This window comes from Rhodococcus sp. 06-235-1A, from assembly GCF_002258785.1.
Taxonomy (GTDB): Bacteria; Actinomycetota; Actinomycetes; order Mycobacteriales; family Mycobacteriaceae; genus Rhodococcoides.
The window spans coordinates 192,838-215,673 of the sequence record NZ_NOYI01000021.1 but is presented as its reverse complement, the minus strand read 5'-3'; the positions used below and the strand labels follow the sequence as shown (position 1 = coordinate 215,673).

Genomic DNA, 22,836 nt, shown 5'->3' with positions numbered 1-22,836 from the left:
CAGCTCTACTTCAATGCGATGTACTTGGTCTCGAGGTATTCCTCGATTCCCTCGGATCCGCCCTCCCGGCCGAATCCGGATTCCTTGACTCCACCGAACGGCGCTGCCGCGTCCGAGATCACTCCGCGGTTGACGCCCACCATGCCGCTGTCGATGGCGTCGGCCACCCGTAGCGCGCGGTCCAGATTCTCCGTGTAGATGTACGACGCCAAGCCGTACTCGGTGTCGTTGGCTGCGTCGATGCCTTCCTGCTCGGTGTCGAATCCGACGATCGGAGCCACCGGTCCGAACACCTCTTCTCTGAGGATCCTCGCCTGCGCAGGCACGTCTGTGAGCACGGTCGCCGGATAGAAGTACCCGTCTCCGCCCGGTGCGCTGCCGCCGAGAGCGACCGTCGCGCCCTGCTGCACTGCATCGTCGACGAGCTCCTGCACCGTCTCGAGCTGATCCGCGTTGATCAGTGGCCCGAGCTTGGTGTCGGGGTCGACGCCGGGCCCGAGCTTCATCTCGGACATCTTCGCCACCAGCTTGGTGGTGAACTCCTCGCGAACACTGTTGTGCACGTGCAGTCGATTCGCCGCGGTGCAGGCCTCGCCGCCGTTACGCATCTTGGCGAGCATCGCGCCGTCCACCGCGTCGTCGATGTTCGCGTCGTCGAACACCACGAACGGGGCGTTGCCGCCGAGTTCCATCGACGTTCGCAACAGCCGAGTCGCCGACTTCTCGACGAGGGACTTGCCGACTCCCGTCGAACCGGTGAAGGTCAACTTCCGCAACCGTGGGTCTTCCAACAGAGGTCCGGTGACATCGCCGGACTTCGAGGTCGTCAGTACCGAGAGAACACCCTCCGGGAGCCCGACCTCGGAGAAGATCTGCGCGAGCAGCAACATCGTCAGCGGGGTCTCGCGGGCCGGCTTCACGACGATGGTGCAACCGGCCGCCAGAGCAGGCCCGATCTTCCTGGTGCCCATCGCCAGCGGAAAGTTCCACGGGGTGATCGCCAACACCGGGCCCACGGGAGCCTTGGTGACGAGAATCCGACCGTTGCCCGCCGGAGCCGGGGTGTAGCGACCACCGATGCGCACGGCTTCCTCGGCGAACCAGCGAAAGAACTCGGCACCGTACTTCACCTCGGCCTTCGACTCCGCGAGGGCTTTGCCCATCTCCAGGGTCATCAGCAGCGCGATGTCGTCGGCGCGTTCGGTGACTTTCTCGAACGCCGCTCGCAGAATCTCGCTGCGCTCGCGTGCAGGCGTTGCCGCCCAACTCTTCTGCGCTGCAGCCGCGGCGTCGAGCGCCTTCATTGCATCCGCGGGCGATGCGTCGGCAACCTCGGTCAGGGGCTTACCGGTGGCCGGATCGTTGACCGCGAACGTCTTGCCTCCCTCTGCGTCGACGGCCTTTCCTCCGATCCACAGTTTTGCCGGAATCGATTCGATCAATGCACGTTGGTCCATACCGTCCATGATGCCTCCGCAGCGCCGAATACAAACGAGAACGACGCGCGCGCGGTGCCGGGCCGCATTAGTGTTGGATCGTATGAGCGTCGATATCACCGGCACGGATGCCTGGCAGAAACTGACCGATCACCACTCCACGATCGCCGATACTCATCTTCGGACACTGTTCGCCGAGGACACCGACCGAGCGCGCACGTTCACCCTCGACGCCGCCGATCTCCATATCGACTACAGCAAGCACCGGATCACCCGCGAGACCCTCGAGCTGCTCGTCGAACTCGCCCGCGCCGCCGACGTCGAAGGCAAGCGCGGCGCCATGTTCGCGGGCAAGCACATCAACACCTCCGAGGACCGCGCCGTTCTGCACACCGCGTTGCGTCTACCGGCCGACGCGTCGTTGACCGTCGACGGCCAGGACGTCGTCGCCGACGTACACGAAGTCCTCACGGCCATGGGCGAATTCACCGATCGAGTGCGTTCGGGCGAATGGGTCGGTGCCACCGGCGAAAAGATCTCCACAGTCGTCAACATCGGCATCGGCGGATCCGATCTCGGACCGGTCATGGTCTACAACGCGCTCCGTCACTACGCCGACGCGGGGATTTCCGCGAAGTTCGTCTCCAATGTCGATCCCGCGGATCTCGTCGGTGCGCTCGACGGACTCGACCCGGCATCGACGCTGTTCATCATCGCGTCCAAGACGTTCTCCACTCTCGAGACGCTGACCAACGCCACTGCCGCCCGTCGCTGGCTCGTCGACGCGCTCGGTGAGGACGCCGTCGCCAAGCACTTCGTCGCCGTGTCCACCAACGCCGAGCGCGTCGCGGACTTCGGTATCGACACCGCCAACATGTTCGGCTTCTGGGACTGGGTCGGCGGACGGTACTCCGTCGATTCGGCAATCGGCCTGTCGGTCATGGCCGTCGTCGGCAAGGAGGCGTTCGCCGAATTCCTGGACGGCTTCCATCGCATCGACGAGCACTTCCGCACCACCCCGCTCGCCGAGAACGCGCCTGTCCTGCTCGGCCTCATCGGCCTGTGGTACAGCTCCTTCTTCGGCGCGGAAACCCGTGCGGTGCTGCCGTATTCGAATGACCTCTCCCGGTTCGCCGCGTACTTGCAGCAGTTGACGATGGAGTCCAACGGCAAGTCCGTCAAGGCCGACGGCTCCCCCGTCACTACACCCACCGGCGAGATCTTCTGGGGCGAACCGGGTACCAACGGTCAGCATGCCTTCTACCAATTGCTGCACCAGGGAACACGTTTGGTGCCCGCGGACTTCATCGGATTCGCCGAGCCCACCGATGATCTGCCCACCCGCGACGGCACCGGATCGATGCACGACCTGCTGATGAGCAACTTCTTCGCCCAGACCAAGGTGCTCGCCTTCGGCAAAACCGCCGAGGAGATCGCCGCCGAGGACACACCAGCAGATGTGGTGCCGCACAAGGTGATGCCCGGCAACCGTCCGTCCACTTCGATCCTGGCACGCAAGCTCACGCCGTCGGTGGTCGGCCAATTGATTGCCCTCTACGAGCACCAGGTGTTCGTCGAAGGCGTCATCTGGGGCGTCGACTCCTACGATCAGTGGGGCGTCGAACTGGGCAAGACCCAGGCCCTGGAATTGACACCGGTGCTCACCGACTCCGAAGCGCCTGCCGCACAGTCGGATTCATCGACCGACGCCTTGGTTCGCTGGTACCGATCGCAGCGGGGTCGTTCGGTTTGAGTTTGCTTCGGCTGCGAATCAGCTCCCCAGTTTTGGAAATCTGCCTCCGATCGGCGTCGGAAATCCAAATCTGGGGAGCTTTTTCGCGGCAACCGGATCCGATTCGACGGTCGGCGCGTCCAAGCAATCATGGACTTACCCCACACGGATCTGTTCACGCGAGCTGATGCGCTCGCGTTCGGCCTGACCGACGACGACCTGCGACGACTGCGCCGCACCGGTGAACTGTCGGTTCTGCGACCGGGCTTCTATGTACCGGGCGCGGTGATGCAGTCGGCCACTCCGATCGAACGCCACTTCCTGCTCGCACGGTCCTACCTGCAGGCCGCACCGGTGGGCGAAGTGCTCAGCCACGTATCGGCAGCCATTGCCTGGGGCTTCGACATCTGGCAGCTTCCGCTCGACAGGGTGCACATGACACACGGTCTCGACTACGCCAGCAAGCGTCGACCGCTACGAATCCTCCACGGCACCACGCTGGGTCCCGCGGAGCGTACGACGATCAACGGCTTTCCCGTCACCACGGCAGCGAGGACCATCGTCGACATCGCGCGCACCACGTCCGTCGAGCGGTCCGTATGTGTGGGCGACAGCGCGCTGAGGTCCGGCCACACCGATTCCGACGCCCTGTCGATGGCGGTGGAGTCCGCGCGGTTCCGCACCGGCATCTCCGCCGCCCGACGAGCAGTCTCGCTGATGAGCGGACGGAGCGAGAGCGTTGGTGAATCTCGAAGTCGCATGCTCTTCGAGATGCTCCCCTTGCCGACACCACTGCTCAATCAATGGGTGTACGACGGGGCGGGCCGATTCGTCGGGCGCGTCGATTTTCTGTTCTGGGAGTTCAAAGTCATCGGCGAGTTCGACGGCGAATCGAAGTACGACTCGAAGCGTGTCTTGCTCGACGAAAAGTATCGCGAGGACCGACTGCGTGAGTTGGGATGGGTGATCGTGCGGTGGAATTGGCGGGACCTGGACGATCCTCCTGCACTACTTCGCCGCTTCGAGCAGGCCTTCGCCCGCGCAGCAGGCCTGCCCACGCCGGCAGGGTGGTTCGGAGACCAGCGCCTGTCGGCCGATCAGCTCCCCAGTTTCGGATAATCGACTCCGATCGGCGTCACAAATCCAAATGTGGGGAGCCGATGCCCCGCAGATCCCCTCAGATCCGCGGAATCACACCCGCGCCAACACAGCTGAGGTATCGACACCCGTCGGCAGGGTGCCGAAGGCGATGCCCCAGTCGCGGTCGAGTCGAGTGGCACAGAAGGCATCGGCCACAGCGGGATTCCCGTGCATGACCAGTTGCGCGCCCTGGAAGGTCAGAGCCATCAGTTCGACGACTCGCCTGGCCCGGTACTCCATGTCGGAGGTGTCGGAGAGTTCCTTGCCGACGCGCGCGATGGCGTCGTCCAGCCGAGAATCCACGCCCGACGCCTGGCCGATCTCACCGAAGAAGGCCTCGACACTGTCGGGTTGGCGGGCCAATGCACGCAGGGAATCGAGTGCGGCAACGTTGCCCGATCCTTCCCAGATCGACATCAGCGGCGATTCGCGGAACAACCGAGGCATACCCGATTCTTCGACATAGCCGTTGCCGCCGAGACATTCGAGGGCTTCGGCAGCATGCGCCGGTGCCCGCTTGCACACCCAATACTTGGTGATGGCCAACGCGATTCGGCGCAGCGCACTCTCCTGCTCGTCCCCGCGGGCCGAGCCGTCGGTGGCCTGCGCCAGACGAATCATGGCGGCGGTCGCGGCCTCGGATTCGATGGTCAAGTCCGCCAGCACGTTTCGCATCAGTGGCTGATCGATCAGCTGAGCGCCGAACGCGGCTCGGTGCCGGGCATGATGAACCGCGCGGACGGTGGCGTTGCGAATTCCCGCCGCCGACCCGATGACGCAGTCCAGCCTGGTCATGTTGACCATCTCGATGATGGTGCGCACTCCGCGGCCCTCTTCACCGACGAGCCAGCCCGTCGCCCCGTGATACTCGAGCTCGCCGGATGCATTCGACTTGTTGCCCAGCTTGTCCTTCAAGCGCTGCAGCATCATTCGATTGCGGGTGCCGTCGGGCAGGACGCGCGGCAGCATGAAACACGACAGCCCGCCCGGTGCCTGCGCCAGCGTGAGAAACATGTCCGACATCGGGGCGGACGTGAACCACTTGTGGCCGGTGATCGAGTACGTTCCGTCCGACGACGGAGTGGCTGTGGTGGTGTTGGCGCGGACGTCGGATCCGCCCTGCTTCTCCGTCATCGACATACCTGCGATCAGTCCACGTTTCTCGGACGGGACACGCAGACCGAAATCGTATTCCCGCGAGGCCAACAGCGGCTCGTATTGTGCTGCCAGAGAGGGGTTGTGCCGCAAAGCCGGAACAACGGCGTAGGTCATCGAGATGGGGCACATATGGCCGGCCTCGGTCTGTCCCCAGACGTAGAACTTCGCTGCGCGGGCAACATGTGCACCCACGCGATTGTCGGTCCAGGGGCTGGCATGCAGTCCGTGCTCGACGGCGACGGTCATCAGATCGTGCCAGTGCGGATGAAATTCCACCTCGTCGATTCGGTGCCCGTAGCGATCGTGGGTCTTCAACACGGGCGGGTTCTCGTTCGCGAGCCTGCCCCACTCCTGTGCCGCCGCACCACCGGCGAGGGCTCCCAGCTGCCGAACCTCGTCGAGCGCCCAGCCGCCACCGGCCCGCTCCAGGCCATCGAGCAGCGACGGGTCCTCGGAGGTGTCGTAGGGCGTCAGGTCGACGGCCTGGTTGAATACCTCATGCGTGTCCATCTCGAACTCCTAACGCGCGCAACGACAATGCGACGAGACTGGGTATTGGATCCACCGATTCGTGGGAGGACAGCGGGCCGACCATCACTTCGCCGACGGCACCGACCAGCGCTGCTGCCGAGATAGCCGCGTCCTGCTCGGGGATTTCTCCGGCTTCGATACCTGCCACGATCGCGTCGGCGAATGCATCGGTGAATTTCTGTCGAAACACCAACCGCTCGGCGTCGACGGCCGGGTCCACCGGTTCGGCCAGCAGGGCATACGCCATCGTCCGGTTCTTCAGGGCGCGTCCGGCGAAGGTCTGCACCACGGCCGTCACCCGCTCGGCGGTGCTGCCGTGCCCGGAAACGGCGACCACTGCGGCGACCTCTCGTCCACAGACCTCGCGAAAGATGGCGACCACCAAGTCCGACTTGCCCTCGAAATGCGTGTAGACGCTGCCGGCGGACACCCCTGCGGCCGCAGCGACCGACGCGATCGACAGCCCCGCGTATCCCTGCGACGAGAGCACCTCGATGGCCGCGGCGAACAGCTTCTCGCGACCGGCGTCGAGTCTGGCTTGCACCGCGGGGGTTCGGCGATAGGGCATGCAAGGATTGAAGCACTGATTCATTGCTTCACGCAAGAGTACTCGAGTAGGGTTCACAGATATGCCGGTACGGATCGAACGATCAGGCCCCGTCACCACCGTCGTCCTGTCGCGCCCCGAGGCACGCAATGCCGTCGATGGCCCCACCGCCCAGGAGTTGATCCAGGCGTTCGAGGAGTTCGACGCCGACGAATCCGCCTCGGTAGCAGTGCTGTGGGGCGAGGGCGGAACGTTCTGCTCGGGAGCCGACCTGAAAGCACTGGGCACTCCACGCTCGAATCACGCGACCGAACACGGGGACGGCCCGATGGGCCCGACGCGAATGCGGTTGTCCAAGCCGGTCATCGCCGCGGTCTCGGGATACGCCGTCGCGGGCGGACTGGAACTCGCGCTGTGGTGCGACCTCCGCATCGCCGAGGACGACGCCACATTCGGCGTGTTCTGCCGCCGCTGGGGCGTTCCCCTGATCGACGGCGGCACAGTGCGATTGCCGCGCATCGTCGGTACCGGACGGGCGATGGACATGATCCTCACCGGTCGCGCCGTCGATGCACAGGAGGCCCTGAACATCGGTCTGATCACCCGAGTGGTTCCGGTGGGACGGGCCCGCTCCGAAGCGGAGGCCTTGGCCGCCGAACTGGCTCTGCTGCCGCAGACCTGCATGCGCGAGGATCGACTGTCCGTACTCGAACAGGACGGCCTCGACGAAGAGTCCGCTCTGAAGAACGAATTTCGACACGGTGCCATCTCGATCACCGCCGACGCGCTCTCCGGCGCGAGCAGGTTCGTCTCGGGCGCGGGACGCCACGGCACCCCGATTCCATGATCTCGACACGCTTGTCGGTGATCGACGAGATCTTTCTCCGCACCCATCGTGGATACGGCATTCCCATTGCACTGCAGGGAATCTGGCGCTCAAGCGATACGGTGAGCAGGCACGAGCTCGGCCGGGTACACGATGACCTGGCCCTCGGGCACCTCGGGCGGACAGTCGCCAAGCCCCGCATACCCGGCGCTCGACTCCGCTGGGACATCTCGACCGAGTCGTTTCCGCTCGAGTACGGCACCGACGCGGTAGACGACATCATCGAGTGGGCCGATGGTCAGGCCGATGTTCCACTCGACCCGCAGTACGGGCCCGGCTGGCGCTTGACGGCCGCTCCCCTCGCACACGGTGGCACCGTGGTGTCCCTGGTGTGTTCGCATGCGCTGGCCGATGCTCACGGTCTGATAAATGCTGCCGCACAGGCGTTCTCCAGCAACTCGGCACCCGCCCCGGTCCTGCACCCCGGCTCGGATGCGAAGGACGCGATCTCGATGATCCTGACCGTCCTCGTTCGATCCATCGCAGCGACAGCGAAGTTATGGGTCAGCAAGAAGGCCCGGGCCGAACTGCGTGCGTTCACCACCGCCGACACCGGCGGCGTCGCCCCGCACCGGGCGCGGCAGATGCGCGCGGTGATCGTCGATATCGATGCCGCGGAATGGGACTCGGCAGCAGAGCGTGTCGGCGGTTCGGCCAACTCCTTGTTCGTCTCCGTCGTGGCTGCCACGATGAGCGAGCTCGGCTCACCAGCCGTGACCGTCGACATCCCCTTCCGCACCGGATCCGGTGACGCCAATCCGATCGGCATGGCCACCGTCGCCGTCCGTGGAGACGATTCGCCCGCAGCAATCCGGGTGGCGTGCAAGACCGCATTCGGAGCTCCCGTCGGAGCGCCGGCCGGCTATCCGCCCGAGATCGTTCAGCTACTCCCCCATCGCATCGCCGCGAAATTGACGTCGACACCGGGACGGGGAGAAGTGTTGTGCTCCAACATCGGCGATATCCCAAGAGCCGTCACCACCCTCGGCCCCCACCGATCGTGCGGGCTGGCCACCCGGGCGATTCACCCCGATCCGCGGGGCACGGAGTCCACCATCAGAATGTCGACCTACATCTCCCGGCTGAACGGCAGCTACACGCTCTCCCTCGTATCCACCGACGACGACCTGGTGGGATCGTCGGCCGAGCTCGCCTCGGCGGTGCAACGAGCCCTGGCGACGCGAAACCTGGCCGGTAAACCCTGGTAGGTCTACCGTTGTCGCCATGAACGAGCACGATATCCACACCAAGATCCAGCAGCTCATCGCCACCGAGCACAAGCTCCGCAGTGAGACCCAGGCCGGCGACATCGACCCGAGCACCGAGAAGGCCGAGCTGGCATCCCTCGAACACGCCCTCGATCAGTGCTGGGACCTGCTTCGCCAGCGCCGCGCGCGCATCGACGCAGGCAAGGACCCCGATACCGCAACCGCCAACAGCGTCGACCAAGTCGAGGGGTACTTGCAATAGATCTGGTCGTTCCTGCAGGCTCCACTCCTGCATAAATCAGGTCGTTCCTGCAGGCTCCACTCCTGCATAAATCTGGTCGTTCCGGCAGGCTCCACTCCTGCAGTAGTCAGACCATTCGATCCGTCAGCACGTTCGGCAGGAACCGCAGCGCCGCGTCGATGCCTCGCCACTTGAGGCCGGGCAGCGCGGCGCGGCGGGTTTCGCTCTCGATCGCGTCGACCATGGCGGTCACGCCCTGGTCCAGAGTGGCTGTGAGAGCGGCACTGTCGCCCGCCTTGGCGGACATGTCGGTGGCGATGAAGCCCGGCAACAGGGTGGTGACGGCGATGTCGGTTCTCGCCAGCTCGGTTGCCAGCGATTCGCCAAGCGAGGCCACAGCCGCCTTGCTCGCCGAGTAGGACGCCTTGGCTCCCGGTAGCCCCCGGTCGGCGCTGATGGACGAGACGAACACCAGGTGCCCGCGCTTCTGCTCTCTGAAGATCGACAGTGCGGCTTCGGCCTGCGACAGGGCCCCGACGAAGTTGGTGCGTGCGGTCTGCAGGTTGGCCTCGGCCCGCCCGGTCCCGATCTTCGAGCCTTTGCCGAGTCCGGCGTTGACGATCACTCGATCGAGTCCGCCCAGTTCGTCGCGCAGGGTGCCGAACACCTCGACCACGGCGTCGTGATCGGTGACATCGAGGGCGCGGACCGAGACCGTGATGTTCGGGTTCTGGTGCAGCAACTCGACCCGAAGTTCGTCGAGCCGCTCCACTCGCCGGGCGCACAACGCCAGATCGCGGCCCATGGCGGCGAACCGTCTGGCCATCTCCTCCCCGAGCCCCGAACTCGCTCCGGTGATCAGAATCTTGTTCCGAGTGGTCGCCATAACCGGCGAGCCTATGTCACTGTGGAGCAATGGCCCCAGAGAGTTCGGAATTCGATGTCATCGTTATCGGCGGTGGACCGGTCGGCGAGAATGCTGCGCAGTACGCGATACAGGGCAGCGAACGCACTGCCGCGATCGTCGAACACGAACTCCTCGGTGGTGAATGCTCCTACTGGGCATGCATGCCCAGCAAGGCTCTGCTGCGTCCGAGCGAGGTTCTCGACACCGCACGGAACATGCCGGGCGTCAAGGAACTGGTCGGCGATCAGCCCCTCGATGCCGACGCTGTCCTGGCCCGGCGCGAGTCCTACACCCACAGCCTGGACGACTCCTCGCAGGTGACGTGGGCCGAGTCGGCCGGCATCTCGGTGATCCGCGGCCACGGGCGACTCACCGGGGCCAAGACCGTCGAGGTCGACGGCCGCACGATCACCGCCCGGCACGCCGTCGTTCTCGCCACCGGAACCACCGCATCGGTACCGAACACACCAGGTCTGCGGGACGCCCGGCCGTGGATCTCCCGCGATGCCACCAACATTCACGAGACCCCCGGGCACATCGCCGTCATCGGCGGTGGCGTCGTCGCGACGGAGGCGGCCACCTGGCTGCTCTCTCTCGGAGCGAAGGTGACGATGATCGTGCGCGGATCGTCTCTGCTCGCCGGTTCCGAACCGTTCGCCGGTGAGCTGGTCGCCGACGCGCTGAAGGGACGCGGCGCAACGATCATGCTCGACGCCTCCCTCGAATCCGTGTCACGAGAGAACCCTGCCGACACCGGCATCGGTCGAATTCACGGCGGCCCGGTGACCCTCGTCGTCGACGGCAGCGAGATGGTCGCCGACGAAGTGCTGGTCGCTGCAGGCCGAACCCCGGCGAGTTCGGACCTCGGCTTGTCGAGCCTCGGACTCGAGGATGGTCACTACATCGACGTCGACGATCACCTGTCGGTTCCTGGTCACGACTGGCTCTACGCAGTGGGTGACGTCAACGGCCGCGCACCGTTGACACACATGGGTAAGTACCAGGGCCGGGTGGCCGGTGACGTCATTGCCGCAAGGGCCGAAGGAAAGCCGCTGGACCAGAAGCGATTCCGCGCCACCGCGGACCACGGCCAGATCCCCCAGGTGGTGTTCACGCCCGTCGAGGTGGCGTCCGTCGGACTGACCGAGGCAAAGGCCCGACAAGAAGGCATCGATGTCGACACAGTGGCACAGGACATCGCCGTCGCGGGTTCGTCTCTGCAGCAGGACGATTACTCGGGCCGCGCGCAGCTGGTGATCGACCGCGCCACCGACACGCTCGTGGGCGCGACGTTCGTCGGGCCGGGTGTCGCCGAGCTCGTTCACGCGGCCACCGTCGCGGTGGTCGGCAAGGTATCGCTCGACGACCTGTGGCACGCGGTGCCCTCGTACCCGACGGTCAGCGAGATCTGGCTCCGGCTCCTCGAGGCTCGCAGAAACAGCTGATCACTGACGCATGTAGGCCGCGGCGATGCCCGCGTAGGTCTCCGGGTCCGTGGTCCTGATGCGCAATGCCACCAGTACGCCGAGGATCGCGGCCAGGATCAGCACCACGGGAATCGCGTTGACGATCGCAGAATCGGAACCGGTCAGGATGCTGTAATGCGTTCCGGCAAGCACCAATCCGGTCATGAACCCGACAAAGCCGATACCGGGGGCGATGCCGGTGCGCCACAGCGAGCGATCCGGATGGCCGACGAAGAACACCATCACCGACAGCGCCGCAGCAGCCTGCAGAGCAATCACTCCCAGCGTTCCGAGGCCGATCGCACCGGCAGCATAGATCAGGTACGGGTCGGCACCGGTCACCGCGAATACCGTGAGCGACACTGCAGCAACGACGGAGGCAGTGACGCTGCCGATGTGTGGGCTCGAGTGCTTCGGGTGAATTCGGCCCAGCCGCAGCGGAAGTACGCGCTCACGCCCGAGGGCGAACAGGTATCGACTGGCCGCGTTGTGCACGGCGAGATACGACGCGAGCACACTGGTGCACAGCAGCACCGCGGTGCCGTCGTACAGCACCGTTCCTCCGTACTGCTGTGCCAGCGTGAACAGAAGATTGCCCAGTTCGGTCCTGGCCAGCTCCGGTGCATCGACGCCGCCCGCTGCCCCGACGATTATCCAACTCGTCAGCACGTAGAAGACCGCGATGAGCGTCACGGCGATGAACGTCGCCCGCGGGATGCTGCGCCTGGGATCCTTGGTTTCCTCGCCGTACAGAGCGGCGGACTCGAAACCGATGAAACTCGAAAAGGCGAACATCATCGCTATACCCAGCGATCCGGAGAACACCTGCGTGGGGGTGAACGACTCCAGTGGTACCGCCGCAGCGCCTTTCTCACCCACCACCAGGACGTTGAACACCGTCAGGAAAGCAAATTCGAGCACCATCAGCGTGCCCAACACCTTGGCCGAGAGATCGGCATTTCGGAAGCCCAGGAAAGCGACAATTGCGACAGCGGCTGCCGTGAAGACGTACCAGGGAATGTCGATACCGGAATCGGCGAATACCAGATGTGTGAAATAACCGAATGCTCCCGAAAGTCCGCACGCCAGCGAGGTATACGCGACAACTGCGACATAAGCGGCAGCAACTCCGGGCGGCTTACCCAGTGCGAGACCGACGTAGGTGTAGAAGGCACCAGTGCTGTACACCTGCTGGCTAATCGCCGCGAAGCCCACCGAAAAGCACAGCAGCACAACGGCACTGATCGCGTATGCCGCGGGCAGTCCGGCACCGTTTCCGCGTATCAGAGCCAGCGGTACGTTGCCGATCATGGCCGCCATCGGCGCGGCGGCAGCAACCACGAGAAATACCACTCGACCGGTGGTGAGAGTACGTCTATCGGACATCGTTCGGACGCTACTCGTACGAGGAGCACAATGCTGACATGGAAACGAGAGGGGCTGGAATGGAATCGACTCGAGTTCCTCGACGCTCTACGTCGCGAACATTGCGGTGTCCATCATCGTCTCGCGGCGCCCGTCCATCGTGGCCTCCGATTCGAGACACCTCGAACGCGTCCGCAACGTCGCGATCAGTTCGGTGTTGATCCTGATCGCCTTCGGCGTCGCGTTCACCTCGCTCGGTCTGTGGTCGCTGACAATACTGTTCCTGACCAAGCCGATCGACCGCCTGGTGAAGCGGGCGACCGAGTAGATTGATCGGGTGAGCACCGAGAGCGCGTCGAAGCAGCAACCGCTTCTCGTGCTGGGCAAGATCACCGAGATTCTCGACGCGTTCTCGTTCGACCGGCCGTCCATGACGCTCGGGGAGATCCAACAGACCACCGGCCTGCCCACCTCGACCGTGCAGCGCCTCGTGACCAACCTTGTGCAGCAGGGATTTCTGGACCGGGGCGGGGATCGCATTCGCATCGGAGTGCGCATGGCCTACTGGGCCGCGACGGCGACCAAGGACCTCGACGTGCTGTCGGTCGTCAACCCTGTTCTCAAGGACATGCGCGATCTGACGACCGAGACCGCGTGCTTCTTTCGGCCGGAACAGAACTACCGCGTGTGCGTCGCCATCGCCGAGACCCGCCATGCCTTACGACGGGACATGTACGTCGGCAAGGTCATCCCGCTCAGTGCAGGATCGGCCAGCCGCGTCCTGCTGGCCTGGGACGACGACCTGGCCGAGCGTGTCCTGTCCCGCGAACTCGAATCGATGACCGAGCAGACGGTGACCGAAGCCGAGACGATGCGAACCCTGTTGGCGCAGACCAAGGCCGACGGCTACGCGATCACCACCGGCGAGCGCGAGACCGGCGCATCCGGACTGTCCGCGCCGGTGTTCGACTCGGCCGCGGATATCGTCGGTGCCGTCACCATCAGCGGACCGACACTGCGGATGCCGCAGTCGCAGTGCGAGGACTGGGTGGATCTGCTGATTTCACACGCCGAGCGGATCACGAGGACCCTCGGCGGCCGCTACCCCGCGTGACGCCAGGCGTCCGGATTCACCGGATGCGGTGGCATCGAACCGCCGAACATCGCTGCTGCATTGGTAGCGCACAGCCGCGCCATCTCCGAACGCACCGACACCGTCGCACTCCCCACGTGTGGGAGCAATACCGTGTTGGGCAGATCCGCCAGGCCGGGCTCGAGGGCCGGCTCGCGCTCGTAGACGTCCAATCCTGCTGCGGCAACGGTGCCCTCGCGGAGCGCGGTCACCAGAGCGGCCTCGTCGATCACCGGTCCTCGCGCGGTGTTGATCACGATCGCCGACGGCTTCATAGCCCCGAGTACGGTGGCGTCCACAAGATGGCGGGTGGAGTCCGACAGCGGAACATGAAGGGAGAGGAAGTCGCTCGTCGTGACGATCTCGTCCCACGACGCATGCTCGACGCGACCCGCGAACTCACCGAGCTCGTCATCGGAAACCTCACGATCACCGGGCGGGCGGGGACAGAACTTGACCGTCATACCGAACCCCAGTGCTCGACGCGCAGTCGCGCGAGCAATGCGACCGAAACCGGCCAGCCCCAACACCCGGCTCGAAACATCGCTGCCGAGAAGCAGTTCCGGTTCCCATCCGGTGAACGAGCCCGAGCGGACGAACGCATCGGCCTCGATGGCACGGCGGGCCGTCGACAGGATCAGCAGCATCGCGATGTCCGCGGTCGAATCCGTCAGCACCCCGGGTGTATTGGCGACCGTGATGCCGTGTTCGGTTGCGGCCGCGATGTCGATGTTGTCGAATCCGACGGCATAGTTGGAGATCCCGGTGATCGACGCCGAGGCCAGCAGTTCGGCGTCGAACCGGTCTCGCAATTGGGACACGACAACGGAGTAGTCGCCCGACGCGCACGCGTCGACCAGCTGCTCGTGATCGAGCTCGCGGAGGTCGACCTCGCCCGCGGCACGCAGAATGTCCATGCCGGGAGCCGGGATTTCGGAGGTGACGAGAATGCGGCTCATACGACCCACTCGAAGGCGCGCGCCTCGGACCGTACGCCTTGCACGGTCTTGGACCGCATGGGCTCCTCCAGTTCGGCGAGAAGCACTTCCGATAAGGACGCCATGGCCGCCAACGTTTTCGGCTCGAACCAATCCGGCCGCGTCGCGAAGAGGATGTCCTCCGACGAGGTGTTACCACTGGCTCCCGGGGCGAACGGGCACCCGCCCAGTCCGCCGAGCGAACCGTCGACCATCGTGGCTCCGGCGGAGATCGCGGCCAGGGTGTTCGCGACGCCCAGGCCCCAGGTGTCGTGACCGTGGAACACCACTCTGCGATCGGGAGTTTCCGTGCGGACCCGTGAGATCAGCGATTGCACCTGCACCGGAACCGCCTGACCGAGGGTGTCGCAGATGACGATATCCGTTGCGCCGATTGCCCGTTCGTCGTTGGCGATCTCGATGACCCGGTCCGGCGGCACCTGTCCCTCGAACGGGCAGGTGAAGGACGTCGCGATACACAGCTCGATCTCCCCGTCCACCGATCGCGTGATGTCGACGGCGTCGGGCATCGCAGCGAGGGAGACCTCGGTGGTACGACCGATGTTGGCCTGATTGTGCGAGTCCGAAGCGGAGAAGCAGTACTGGAAATTGCGGGCCCCGGCGGCAGCGGCCTTCTCGACGTGACGTGGAGTGGCGACCCACACCCAGCACCGTGCGAGTTCGGCGGCGGTGAGCTCACCGATCACCTCGAGGGTGTTGGCCATCGGCGGTACCTTGTCACCCCGTGCCATCGATCCGATCTCGAGCGAAGGTACGCCGAGTTCGATGAGCGCTCTGATGATCTCGAGCTTGCGTTCGGTGGAGAGCATCTTGCCGGTGAGCTGAAGTCCGTCGCGCATCGTGACGTCGCGAAGTTCTGCGGCGGGAGCAAATCGATACATCTAGAGGCTCATCTCTTCGTCGGTGCGGCCGAGCAGAGTCGACAGTACTTCCCTGGTGTGTTCGCCGAGATCCGGTCCGACCGAACGAATCGGCAGGGACGCGTCACCGATCACCGGGACGACGCCGACGAAGCCGACGTCGGTGGGCTCGTCGCCTCCGGTGTCGACCGGGAAGTGCTGAATCATGTTGCGGGCGGCGTACTGTTCGTCGGCGACGATATCGGCCGCGGTGTAGATCGGTCCCGACGGCACCCCGGCGGCGTCGAGAATCTTCAAAGCCTGCTCGCGCGAATGCAATCCGGTCCAGGCCGAGATGGCGGCGTCCAGCTCGTCGCGTCGACGCCATCGACCGGCGTTGGACGCCAGGTCCGGGTCTGCTCCCAGATCGGGACGATCGATGGTCTCCATGTAGCGCTGGAAGATCGCATCGCCGTTTCCGGCGATGATGATCGAGTGACCGTCGTTGCAGGGGTACGCGTTCGACGGTGCGATGCCCTCCATCCGGCCGCCCGTGCGCTCGCGCTCGACGCCATAGGCGAGGTAGTCCGGGATCAGCGATTCCATCATCGACAGAATCGATTCGTTGAGCGCCACATCGATGGAACGCTGTGCCAGCGACAGCGGGGACTGCTCGTCCGGGGCCTGCGCCGCGCGCTGGGTCTGCCGTTGGAACAGGGCCATGACGCACCCGAACGCCGCGTACAGCCCGGCGATGGAGTCCCCGATCGAGACGCCCACTCGGACGGGCGGCCGATCCGGATCGCCCACGAGATTGCGAAAGCCGCCGTATGCCTCTGCGACAGCGGCAAATCCGGGTCGCTGCGACATGGGGCCGGTCTGCCCGAAGGCCGAGATGCGCGTGATGATCAATTCGGGATTGGCGGCAGAGAGCACCTCCGGCGAAATACCCCATTTCTCCAGCGTGCCGGGCCGGAAGTTCTCGAGCACGATGTCGCATTTCGCTGCGAGGTCGACGACGTCCTTGCGTCCCTGTTCGGTGCGCAGGTCCAGAACGATCGACTTCTTGTTGCGGTTGATGGTGCGGTAGAGCATCGACGTGGTGCCGGAGTACAACCGCCAGTTGCGCAGTTCGTCTCCGGTTCCCGGCCTTTCGACCTTGATGACCTCGGCACCGAAATCGGCGAGCATGCGTGCCGCAGTGGGTGCGGCGATGTAGTTGCCGAGTTCGAGCACTCGAACTCCGCTGAGCGGCAGTGCCATCGTGTTCCTTTCGATACTCATAGGAGACAAGCTCACAGGATCCAGCTCATCGGCACGATCAACGCGATGGCGATGACCGATGCCACCGAGACGCCCACCGAGCACGTCTTGAGTGTGCCCCTGGTCGACTGGCCCATCAAGGACTGCAGCAGCCAGAAGGTGTTGCTGGTGACGTGCACGGCGAACAGTGATCCGGCACCGGCGGCGAGAGCGATGAACACCGGGTCGAGCCCGATCAGCGGAGCGACCGGGGCGAGGATGCCCGCCGAGGTGATGGCCGAGATCGTCACCGATCCGACGGCGATGTGCAACGCGGCAGCGATGACCCACACCATCAACAATGGAGCGGCGGTGCTGGCCGTGAAGTACTGGCCGAGGATGTCGCCGAGTCCTGCTTCGTTGATGACGGCCGCGAGCGAACCACCGACGCCGGTGAGGATCAGGATCTGACCGCTCTCGGCGAAGCCGCGGGCCAACGCTTTCTCCACCCGAGCCTGACCGACGTGGTAGCGACCGATGAGGCACGTCCCCACCAGTCCGATGAGGAGCGCGATGACCGGACTGGCGATGAATTCGACCACTGGAACGGATATTTCGGCGACGTCGAGAACAGCACCGATCGCGATGAGGACGAGCGCGAGCAACAGCGGCGAGAGCAGCACCAGCAGCGATGTCTGCTTCTCGGTGCGTACCTTCTGGGCTACACCACCTCCGGATTCGAGGGGCTCGTCGTCGGAATCGGCAGGCTCCGGGACCACAGGCTCTGGGACCACGACGATCTGCTGCTCGTCCTTCTCCTCGTTCCACCAGCCGTGCCGGAACACGAACGACATGATCGCCACCGACAGCACGACGACGGGCACGATCAGGATCAGTCCGTAGATCATCATCTTTCCCAGCGGAACGCCGAGCAGTCCTGCGAGGGCGAGCGTCGCGACACCCGGGACCATGAACACGATTCCGCATTCGAGCGAGATGGCCAGTGCCGTGGCCATCCGCGCTGTTCCGTACTTGCCGATCTTGGGCGCGAGGTTGCGGGCGAGCGGTGCGGAGATCACCAACAGCACGTCGAGGAAGATTGACTGCAGCAGAGTCGCGATGGTCAGCGACAACGCGTACGGGAGCCGTTTGGGTCCGAAGGTGCGCAGCAACGTGCCGACGAGGCGCTGGATGGCACTCATCTCCTGCAGCACCGAGCCCATCAGAACACCGAAGGCGATGAGCAGGCCGACCTCGGCCATGATCTCGCCGAATCCGCCGGTGATCGTGTCGACGGTGGTCCCGACTCCGAGCTTCGTCGCCAATCCCAGGTACGCGGCCCCGAGCACCAGCGAGATCACCGGGTTGAAGTGAAAACGAACGATGAAGACCACCACCGCCAGCACGGCGACGACGGTGTTGATCACGATCCACATGTCGGACATCGGCAATTCTTCCCGCTTGATGAGAGTGACCGCTGCATTGGTACGCGGCTCGGTGTGATCCACCACACTTGTACCCACATTATGGGCACATATTTACTTTGTGAGCAAGAGTGTGGGCAGCATCGAGCCGTGAGGGAGCGCCGAGAGCACGGTCAGATCGGCTGCGCACGCCTGACGGACAGCGCTGCACGAGACGGATCGAGTTCTACGGGCGAGCGGACCTGTAGCTCCCCGACCCGCAGGATCCCGTCGGAGAGCGGTTCGACACGAAGCCCGCCGCGACCGATCAGCGCCTTACGCGCGCCGTCGGCCACCATGCGGTCCATCCATGCACACGGGTGAGCCGGCCGTCCACCGCGAAACGTGATCCAGCCGTCACCGGAGTTCAGCTGGAATTCCACACCTCGAAGCGGGTCGAGTTCGAGACCGCGCACCACGACGTTGCGCCTGGCCACGGACGGGTCGGGGACCTCGACGTCGAGCACGTCCCCCACGGCTTCCCATGCCTCGAGCGACAGGAAGCTCACCGCCGCCTCGGTGTGCGCCTTCACGCCGAAGAACCGGTCGCCCCGGATGCCCTTGTTGGACACGATCTCGACACTCGTGGGCAGATCGGTCGGTACCTCGGCAGGGCCGTCCTTGGATCTCCCGAAGTACGCGTGCGTCGGCGCTCGCAGCAGCTGAACGATCTCGGCGCGATATTCGAAGAGCATGTACCCGAGTCTGCCCGGCACCGAACCCGGACGGTTCTTACCCGAGAGTAAGGACCGGTCAGTAGACTCGAGCAATGGCTGTGACGACACGCGTGACCACCACCGACGGCATCATCGAGGGCAAGTCCGTCGGTGATCTCACCACCTGGCGAGGCATTCCCTACGCCGCCCCTCCCGTCGGCCCGCTTCGGTTTCGTGCGCCGCAACCGACGCAGCCGTGGGAGGGCGTGCGCGACGCCACCGAGTGGGGCAACGCGTCCATTCAGCACAAGCGCGGCACGATGCTGGCGATCGGCAAGTACCAGCCGTCCAGCGAGGACTGCCTGACGCTCAACGTGCTGGCCCCGAGCGCACCGAGCGCGAACCCGCGTCCGGTGATGGTGTTCATCCATGGCGGTGCGTACACGCTGGGCACGTCGGCCACTCCCCTGTACGGCGGCGGCTCCCTGGTGCGTCGCTCGTTGCAGGACGGCGACGGCATCATCTACGTCTCGGTCAACTACCGACTCGGCGCTCTCGGGTACCTCGATATGTCCCAGTTCTCCACTCCCGAGCGGCCGTTCGACTCCAACCTCGGCTTGCGAGATCAGGTTGCAGCCCTGGAATGGGTGCAGCGCAACATCGCCGAGTTCGGCGGCGATCCGAGCAACGTCACCGTCTTCGGCGAGTCCGCGGGCGGAAACGCCGTCACGACGCTGCTGACTGTCCCCGCCGCGAAAGGCCTTTTCGCTCAGGCAATTTCCGAGAGCTCGGCTCCCGGCATGACCGCCACCAAGGAACGTGCCGATCAATGGGCGCGCGAGTACGTCGGCTACCTCGGCGGCACCGCCGAGAACGCTGCCGAGATCCTCGAGAACGCCGAGGTACTGCGGCTCGGACGGGCAGGCACCAAGCTGGGACTGACCACGTTGCACCGCACTCCGGGCCTGCTTCCGTTCGGCCCGGTGATCGACGGCGACTTCCTGCCGGTCAGCCCCGTCGAGGCCTACGCGAACGGCACCGCACACCCCGTCCCACTGATCATCGGCACCAATGCCCGTGAGGGAACACTGTTTCCGAAGTTCCTCGATGCGCTGCCCACCAACCCCGAGCGCATCACCAAGCTGTTCTCACTCACCGACCCCGACGCCGAGTCCGTCGTCACTTCGGGCTACCGGGGCTACCCCAACGAACGCGCCGCCATCGACTTCGGTGGCGATTTCACCTTCTGGAAGCCGTCTCTCGAAGTGGCCGAGGGACATTCGCGTCACGCACCCACGTACTTCTACCGTTTCGACTTCGCTCCCCGGTCGATGAAACTGCTCGGTTTCGATGCCACTCACGGCTTCGAGTTGTTCGCCGTGTTCGGCATCAGCAAGACGCTGTTCGGCAAGGCACTGACGCTGGCGGGCGGGCGAAAGGCCTTCTCCGACGTCACCGAGCAGGTGCAGTCACAGTGGATTGCGTTCGCCACCAACGGAAAACCCCTCGACTCGTGGCCGGAGTACGACGAGGCCGACCGCAAGACGTTGATCTTCGACACCCGCACCCGGGTGCAGAAGGACCCGCGGAGCGACCGCCGCAAGGCGTGGGAGGGCTACCGCGGCTACGACAGCCAGAAGCTCGAACCCGTCACTTGAGCAGACGCGACATGCGGCGGTCGGCGAGAATCTTGCCGGCCGTCTGACACGTCGCGCAGTACTGGAAAGATCGATCGACGTACGCCACTTCGCGTACCGGGTCGCCGCACACCGGGCACGGCAGTCCGGTCCTGGCATGCACCCGCATGCCCGATCGCTTCTCCCCCTTCAGCCGCGCGGCATCCTGCCCTGTCGAGCGCGCCACCGCATCGGACAGTACCGATCGCATCGCCGCGTAGAGCGTCGCGACGGACTCCGCATCGAGCTTGCTCGACGATGCGAACGGCGACAGCTTGGCGACGTGCAGGATTTCGTCCGAATACGCATTGCCGATGCCGGCCAACAGGGACTGATCCACCAACGAGGTCTTCAGTCGTGCGGTGGTGCTGCCGAGGATCTCGGCGAATTCGAGCTCGGTGACCGCCAGCGCGTCGGGTCCGAGCCGGGCGATACTCGCGACCTGCTGTGGGTCGCGCACCACCCACACCGCCAACCGCTTCTTGGTACCGGCTTCGGTGAGATCGATGGCGGGCGTCGCCCCCTCGGGGGTGAAGAAGTGGATCCGCAGCGCCAGGGGGCCTTTGCCCGGCTTCGGCGGTGCGACGCTGGGGTTGTCCACCCACCGCAGCCATCCTCCGCGCGAGAGATGGGTGATCAGCCACAGGTCACCGGCTCGGAGGGCCAGATGTTTCCCGAAGCGGGCGGCATCGGTGACGTCCTTGCCCTGCAGCTCGGTGATCGGCGGATCGAACGTCTTGAGAACGCTCAGCGCGGCGATGTCGATGCGACCGATCACAGCACCGACGGCATGCTCGCGCAGAAAGCCGGCAAGGGCTTCCACCTCGGGTAATTCCGGCATGTGTCCAGTATGCAGCTACGATGACCGTCGTGATGGTTCCGACTCCGTACGAAGATCTGCTACGCCGCATCCTCGATACCGGGACGGCGAAATCCGACCGCACGGGCACCGGCACCACCAGCGCGTTCGGGCATCAGATGCGCTTCGATCTGGCGGCAGGCTTCCCGTTGATCACCACCAAGAAGGTCCATCTCAAGTCCATCGTCTACGAGTTGTTGTGGTTCCTGCGCGGCGACTCGAACGCCACGTGGCTGCAGGAGCACGGCGTGAGCATCTGGGACGAGTGGGCAGCCCCGGACGGCGAACTCGGCCCCGTCTACGGCGTGCAGTGGCGGTCGTGGCCCACCCCGTCGGGCGAGCACATCGACCAGATAAGCCAGGTCATCGAGACACTGAAGACCGATCCGGATTCGCGGCGAATGATCGTCTCGGCCTGGAACGTCGGTGAGATCCCGCGGATGGCGCTGCCGCCGTGCCACGCCTTCTTCCAGTTCTACGTGGCCGACGGCAAGCTCTCGTGCCAGCTCTACCAGCGCAGTGCAGACATGTTTCTCGGCGTGCCGTTCAACATCGCGAGCTATGCGCTGCTCACGCACATGGTGGCTGCGCAGACCGGCCTCGACGTCGGTGAATTCGTCTGGACCGGCGGCGACTGCCACATCTACGACAACCACCGCGAGCAGGTCACCGAGCAGCTCACGCGCGAGGCATACCCCTACCCCACTCTGAAACTGGCGCAACGGGATTCGATCTTCGACTACACCTACGAGGACATCGAGATCGTGGGCTACCAGCACCATCCGGCGATCAAGGCACCGGTCGCGGTGTGAGTGCCGAACGATTCGTCGGTCTGATCTGGGCTCAGAGCCGGGCCGGAACCATCGGTGACGGGGGTGGCATCCCCTGGCGCGTTCCCGAGGACATGGCGCACTTCAAATCCACGACGGCCGAGCATCCGGTGATCATGGGCCGCAAGACCTGGGACTCACTGCCCGCAAAGTTCCGTCCGCTGCCGGGGCGTCGCAACATCGTGGTCACCCGCAACTCCTCGTGGTCCGAAGACGGTGCCGAGAACGCATCGAGCGTCACCGACGCCGTGGCCAGGGTGGGCGACGACCCGGTCTGGATCATCGGCGGCGGCGAAATCTATCGCAGTGCAATGAGTATCGCGACCCACCTCGAAGTCACCGAAGTCGATCTCGACGTCGACGGCGATACCAGTGCTCCCGAAATTCCGGAGGGCTGGATCGCGAAGGCCGGCGAGTGGCAGAGCAGCCGAGTGAACGAGACTCGGTTTCGCTTCGTGGAGTACGGAAAGGCTACCCAACCTTCCTGAGCGCGTTCAGGATTCCCCCGTCGTGACTGCGGGCAG

22 protein-coding genes are annotated in these 22,836 nt (G+C 64.9%); 11 read left to right on the top strand and 11 right to left on the bottom strand.

Going from position 1 to position 22,836, the window contains the following annotated elements; all coding sequences use genetic code 11:
* Positions 1–5 precede the first annotated feature (5 nt).
* The gene (locus CH275_RS20060; RefSeq protein ID WP_094680297.1) at positions 6–1,457 is read right to left on the bottom strand and encodes an NAD-dependent succinate-semialdehyde dehydrogenase; all 1,452 of its coding nucleotides are present in this window, start codon (positions 1,455–1,457) and stop codon (positions 6–8) included.
* An 82-nt stretch (positions 1,458–1,539) separates the two neighbouring features.
* On the opposite strand from CH275_RS20060, the gene pgi reads away from it, so the two are divergent.
* Both pgi and CH275_RS20050 read left to right on the top strand, forming a co-directional pair.
* Positions 1,540–3,189: a glucose-6-phosphate isomerase gene (gene pgi / locus CH275_RS20055; RefSeq protein ID WP_094680296.1), complete on the top strand. Its 1,650-nt coding sequence runs from the start codon at positions 1,540–1,542 to the stop codon at positions 3,187–3,189.
* A 129-nt stretch (positions 3,190–3,318) separates the two neighbouring features.
* Positions 3,319–4,287: a type IV toxin-antitoxin system AbiEi family antitoxin domain-containing protein gene (locus CH275_RS20050; protein WP_094680019.1), complete on the top strand. Its 969-nt coding sequence runs from the start codon at positions 3,319–3,321 to the stop codon at positions 4,285–4,287.
* A 72-nt stretch (positions 4,288–4,359) separates the two neighbouring features.
* On the opposite strand, the gene CH275_RS20045 is transcribed toward CH275_RS20050, so the two are convergent.
* Together CH275_RS20045 and CH275_RS20040 are read right to left on the bottom strand one after the other, a co-directional pair.
* Positions 4,360–5,976, bottom strand: a complete 1,617-nt coding sequence (locus CH275_RS20045; protein WP_094680018.1) for an acyl-CoA dehydrogenase family protein — start codon at positions 5,974–5,976, stop codon at positions 4,360–4,362.
* Positions 5,963–6,565, bottom strand: a complete 603-nt coding sequence (locus tag CH275_RS20040) for a TetR/AcrR family transcriptional regulator (protein ID WP_094680295.1) — start codon at positions 6,563–6,565, stop codon at positions 5,963–5,965. Before CH275_RS20040 ends, CH275_RS20045 begins: the two co-directional genes overlap by 14 nt.
* A gap of 61 nt (positions 6,566–6,626) precedes the next feature.
* Here CH275_RS20040 and CH275_RS20035 point away from each other — a divergent pair, with 61 nt between their 5' ends.
* The 3 genes from CH275_RS20035 to CH275_RS20025 are packed head-to-tail and all read left to right on the top strand — an operon-like array spanning position 6,627 to position 8,900.
* On the top strand, positions 6,627–7,391 hold the full coding sequence (locus tag CH275_RS20035) for a crotonase/enoyl-CoA hydratase family protein (RefSeq protein WP_094680017.1): 765 nt from the start codon (positions 6,627–6,629) through the stop codon (positions 7,389–7,391).
* Complete coding sequence (locus CH275_RS20030) at positions 7,388–8,638, top strand: hypothetical protein (RefSeq protein ID WP_094680016.1); 1,251 nt, start codon at positions 7,388–7,390, stop codon at positions 8,636–8,638. Before CH275_RS20035 ends, CH275_RS20030 begins: the two co-directional genes overlap by 4 nt.
* A 16-nt stretch (positions 8,639–8,654) precedes the next feature.
* Positions 8,655–8,900 carry a DUF2630 family protein gene (locus CH275_RS20025; RefSeq protein WP_094680015.1) on the top strand — a complete coding sequence of 82 codons (246 nt, stop codon included), beginning with the start codon at positions 8,655–8,657 and terminating at the stop codon, positions 8,898–8,900.
* 106 nt (positions 8,901–9,006) lie between these two features.
* On the opposite strand, the gene CH275_RS20020 is transcribed toward CH275_RS20025, so the two are convergent.
* Positions 9,007–9,765 carry an SDR family oxidoreductase gene (locus CH275_RS20020; RefSeq protein ID WP_094680014.1) on the bottom strand — a complete coding sequence of 253 codons (759 nt, stop codon included), beginning with the start codon at positions 9,763–9,765 and terminating at the stop codon, positions 9,007–9,009.
* Positions 9,766–9,794: 29 nt separating this feature from the next.
* On the opposite strand from CH275_RS20020, the gene CH275_RS20015 reads away from it, so the two are divergent.
* Positions 9,795–11,231, top strand: coding sequence for a dihydrolipoyl dehydrogenase family protein (locus CH275_RS20015; RefSeq protein WP_094680013.1), 1,437 nt, complete (start codon positions 9,795–9,797; stop codon positions 11,229–11,231).
* Here CH275_RS20015 and CH275_RS20010 read toward each other — a convergent pair whose 3' ends face one another.
* Positions 11,232–12,638, bottom strand: a complete 1,407-nt coding sequence (locus tag CH275_RS20010; protein ID WP_094680012.1) for an APC family permease — start codon at positions 12,636–12,638, stop codon at positions 11,232–11,234.
* 106 nt (positions 12,639–12,744) lie between these two features.
* Between CH275_RS20010 and CH275_RS20005 the strand changes: the two genes are divergently transcribed.
* A complete protein-coding gene (locus tag CH275_RS20005) occupies positions 12,745–12,945 on the top strand; it encodes a hypothetical protein (RefSeq protein ID WP_094680011.1) in 201 nt (66 codons plus the stop codon).
* Positions 12,946–12,954: 9 nt separating this feature from the next.
* Positions 12,955–13,731, top strand: a complete 777-nt coding sequence (locus CH275_RS20000) for an IclR family transcriptional regulator (protein WP_094680010.1) — start codon at positions 12,955–12,957, stop codon at positions 13,729–13,731.
* On the opposite strand, the gene CH275_RS19995 is transcribed toward CH275_RS20000, so the two are convergent.
* The 5 genes from CH275_RS19995 to CH275_RS19975 all read right to left on the bottom strand — a co-directional run bounded on the left by CH275_RS19995 (position 13,719) and on the right by CH275_RS19975 (position 18,986).
* Positions 13,719–14,708, bottom strand: a complete 990-nt coding sequence (locus tag CH275_RS19995) for a 2-hydroxyacid dehydrogenase (RefSeq protein ID WP_094680009.1) — start codon at positions 14,706–14,708, stop codon at positions 13,719–13,721. The genes CH275_RS20000 and CH275_RS19995 overlap by 13 nt on opposite strands.
* Positions 14,705–15,628: a hydroxymethylglutaryl-CoA lyase gene (locus tag CH275_RS19990; protein WP_094680008.1), complete on the bottom strand. Its 924-nt coding sequence runs from the start codon at positions 15,626–15,628 to the stop codon at positions 14,705–14,707. Before CH275_RS19990 ends, CH275_RS19995 begins: the two co-directional genes overlap by 4 nt.
* Positions 15,629–16,870: a CaiB/BaiF CoA transferase family protein gene (locus CH275_RS19985; RefSeq protein ID WP_094680007.1), complete on the bottom strand. Its 1,242-nt coding sequence runs from the start codon at positions 16,868–16,870 to the stop codon at positions 15,629–15,631.
* Between the two features lie 11 nt (positions 16,871–16,881).
* On the bottom strand, positions 16,882–18,273 hold the full coding sequence (locus CH275_RS19980) for a GntP family permease (RefSeq protein ID WP_094680294.1): 1,392 nt from the start codon (positions 18,271–18,273) through the stop codon (positions 16,882–16,884).
* Between the two features lie 152 nt (positions 18,274–18,425).
* Positions 18,426–18,986: a molybdenum cofactor biosysynthesis protein gene (locus CH275_RS19975; protein WP_094680006.1), complete on the bottom strand. Its 561-nt coding sequence runs from the start codon at positions 18,984–18,986 to the stop codon at positions 18,426–18,428.
* A gap of 74 nt (positions 18,987–19,060) precedes the next feature.
* Between CH275_RS19975 and CH275_RS19970 the strand changes: the two genes are divergently transcribed.
* Positions 19,061–20,605 carry a carboxylesterase/lipase family protein gene (locus tag CH275_RS19970; RefSeq protein WP_094680005.1) on the top strand — a complete coding sequence of 515 codons (1,545 nt, stop codon included), beginning with the start codon at positions 19,061–19,063 and terminating at the stop codon, positions 20,603–20,605.
* Here the strand turns inward: CH275_RS19970 and CH275_RS19965 are convergent.
* On the bottom strand, positions 20,598–21,464 hold the full coding sequence (locus tag CH275_RS19965) for an Fpg/Nei family DNA glycosylase (protein ID WP_094680004.1): 867 nt from the start codon (positions 21,462–21,464) through the stop codon (positions 20,598–20,600). The genes CH275_RS19970 and CH275_RS19965 overlap by 8 nt on opposite strands.
* A gap of 29 nt (positions 21,465–21,493) precedes the next feature.
* Here CH275_RS19965 and CH275_RS19960 point away from each other — a divergent pair, with 29 nt between their 5' ends.
* Together CH275_RS19960 and CH275_RS19955 are read left to right on the top strand one after the other, a co-directional pair.
* Positions 21,494–22,294 (top strand): thymidylate synthase, encoded by an 801-nt coding sequence (locus CH275_RS19960; protein WP_094680293.1) that lies wholly within the window; start codon positions 21,494–21,496, stop codon positions 22,292–22,294.
* Positions 22,291–22,800: a dihydrofolate reductase gene (locus tag CH275_RS19955; RefSeq protein ID WP_094680003.1), complete on the top strand. Its 510-nt coding sequence runs from the start codon at positions 22,291–22,293 to the stop codon at positions 22,798–22,800. Before CH275_RS19960 ends, CH275_RS19955 begins: the two co-directional genes overlap by 4 nt.
* Positions 22,801–22,836 lie beyond the last annotated feature (36 nt).